The following is a 2516-nucleotide window of genomic DNA, read 5'->3' as shown; positions in this document are numbered from 1 at the left end:
ACTGGCGACGCCGCCACCAGGCCCGATCCCAGGACAGCCACTACCAGCGACAAGCCACTCAGGCATGAAGATCGCGATCTACAACTGGAGTACTAAGGGCTGTCCGGCGGATCATGCCGGAGACGCGGGGTCCGGCACGCCGATCTGCGGCGTTGACAAGGCGACGCCGCTTCCCTCCGACCTGATCCGCCGGACAAGCCCTGGCCAGACGGCGACTGCCTCGAGGGGCGCCTCAGCTCGTCAGGGCCGTCCGCGCGACGTCCCGATAGCGCCTCGGGGCGAGGCCGGTCGTCCGCTTGAAGGCGTTGCTGAACGCACTCTCGGAGGTGTAGCCGACCTTCTGGGCGAGGGCCGCCACGGACGTCTCGCCGTCCCGCAGGGCACGCCGGGCGAGGCTCATGCGCCAGTCGAGCAGGTACGTCAGGGGCGGTACGCCCGCCACCGCCCGGAAACGCTGGGCGAACGTCGTCCGGGACATGGCCGCCGCCCTGGCGAGCTCCTCCAACTGCCAGGGGCGACCCGGATCTGCGTGCATGAGACGCAGGGCCGGGGCGATGCGCTCATCGGCGAGGGCGCGCAGGCGTCCGGCCGGGAGAGCGTCGGCGTCCGCGAGATAGGCCCGCAGGACCTGCACGAACATGAGTTGGGCGAGCTGGTCGGCCGCGAAGTCGGCGCCCGGCCGCCCGGCCGTCAGTTCGCGCAGGAGCTGGTCGAGCAGCCAGCGCAGCACGGGCGCCTCCGCCGCGGCGGCGCGGACGTGCATCAGCGGCGGCAGGGCCTGCAGCAACAACTCCTCGCCCGCCCGGCCCAGTTCGACATGACCGCCGATGGAGACGACCTCTTCGCCCGCGCCGAAATGAACCATCGGCCCGGGCGCGTCCGCGAAGAGCCGCGATGCGTCCACCGGCTTCAGCGCGGGGTCGCTCGCCACCACGAACGCCCGGCTGCCGTCGAACACGGCCACGTCGCCCGGGTCCATCCGGACGGCCTCCGGCTCGCCCTCGACCGCGACCCACATCCCTCCCCGCACCACCGCGGTGATCTTGAGCCGATCCGGCCGGGGAAAGCTCAACGCCCAGTCGCCGCCGGCGGTGAAACCACCGGAGATGACACACCGGGCGTCCATCAGGCCGAGGGTGTCGGACAGAGGATCGGAAGCCATATCCGTACTATCGCGCAAGTTTTGCGGACGCTCAAGTATTCATCGTACGGATGGCCGGTCATACCGTGGCCTGGAAAGCACACGTGAGGAGATCCGAGCCATGACCACTGTCCAACAGCCCCTCCCCTCCGGTTTCGACGGCGCCTCCACCGCCGAGGACGTCATCAGGGGCATCGACCTGACCGGCAAGGTCGCCGTCGTCACCGGCGGCTATTCCGGCATCGGCCTGGAGACCGCGCGCGTCCTGCGTGCCGCGGGCGCCGAGGTCGTCGTACCGGCGCGGGACACCGAAAGGGCCGGGGCCGCACTGAAGGCGATCGACGGCGTCGAGGTCGAGGCCATGGATCTGCTGGATCCCGACTCGATCGACGCTTTCGCCGAGCGTTTCCTCGGCTCCGGCCGGCCGCTGCACATCCTCGTGAACAGCGCGGGCGTCATGGCGCCTCCGCTGACGCGCGACGCCCGGGGGTACGAGGTGCAGTTCGCCACGAACCACCTCGGCCACTTCCAGCTGGCCGCCCGCCTGTGGCCGGCGCTGCGCCGGGCGCACGGGGCCCGGGTCGTCTCGGTGTCCTCCTGGGGGCACCGGTTCTCGCCCGTCCTGTTCGACGACCCACACTTCGAGCACCACGAGTACGACCGCTGGGCCGCTTACGGGCAGTCGAAGACGGCCAACATCCTCTTCGCGCTCGCGCTCGACGCACGGGGCAGGGCCGACGGGGTGCGGGCCTTCGCCCTCCACCCGGGGAGCATCGTCGACACCGGTCTGAAGAAGTACCTCGCAGAGGAGGATCTGAGGGCCGTCGGGGTGCTCGACGCGGACGGCAGGCCCGTCCTCGACCCGGAGCGTCAGCTGAAGACCGTCGAGCAGGGGGCGGCCACCAGTGTGTGGTGCGCGACCAGCCCCCTGCTCGAGGGGAAGGGCGGTGTCTACTGCGAGAACAGCGACATCGCGCCCCTCCTGTCCGCGCAGGAGGGGCAGGAGTGGACCCTCATGAACAGGTCCTGGAAGGCGGGTGTGGTGCCGTACGCCGTCGACCCGGAGGCCGCCGACCGCCTCTGGGAGCTCAGTGAGCGCCTCACCGCCTGATCAATACACCTAAGACCGACCGGCAAGGGGAGGGCGGCGTCGCGGGGGCCGGCACGCACATCTGCCGCGTTGTCGTCGGTCGCGATGGCTCCGCCCTCACTCCCTCCTCCGCCATGCAGCTGCACGCACCAGCGACCCCGCTCCTTCTCCCACCCTCCCATTGCCGGTCGGTCTAGGGCCTGTCCGGCGGATCAAGTCGCAGGAAATCGGCGGCGCCCTATAAACGCTGGTGAGCGGGGTCTGGTGCGTCCAACTGCAAGGCGG

At 70.5% G+C, this 2516-nt stretch carries 2 protein-coding genes; one reads left to right on the top strand and one right to left on the bottom strand.

Annotation, left to right across the window (positions count from 1 at the left end; all coding sequences use genetic code 11):
- Positions 1–232 precede the first annotated feature (232 nt).
- Positions 233–1162, bottom strand: a complete 930-nt coding sequence (locus AB0D57_RS47560; protein WP_362088745.1) for an AraC family transcriptional regulator — start codon at positions 1160–1162, stop codon at positions 233–235.
- Positions 1163–1262: 100 nt separating this feature from the next.
- Here AB0D57_RS47560 and AB0D57_RS47555 point away from each other — a divergent pair, with 100 nt between their 5' ends.
- Entirely contained in the window at positions 1263–2252 is a 990-nt protein-coding gene (locus AB0D57_RS47555; protein WP_362088744.1) for an oxidoreductase, read from the top strand.
- Positions 2253–2516: the final 264 nt, after the last annotated feature.

The organism is Streptomyces sp. NPDC048275 (genome assembly GCF_040652275.1).
GTDB lineage: Bacteria > Actinomycetota > Actinomycetes > Streptomycetales > Streptomycetaceae > Streptomyces.
Note: the sequence above shows the minus strand (reverse complement) of the source record. Positions and strands in the feature narration are given on the sequence as shown.

Coding starts and splice junctions, on each gene's coding strand:
- AB0D57_RS47560 (WP_362088745.1), bottom strand. CDS start 1,162: ATGGCTTCCGATCCTCTGTCCGACACCCTCGGCCTGATGGACGCCCGG.
- AB0D57_RS47555 (WP_362088744.1), top strand. CDS start 1,263: ATGACCACTGTCCAACAGCCCCTCCCCTCCGGTTTCGACGGCGCCTCC.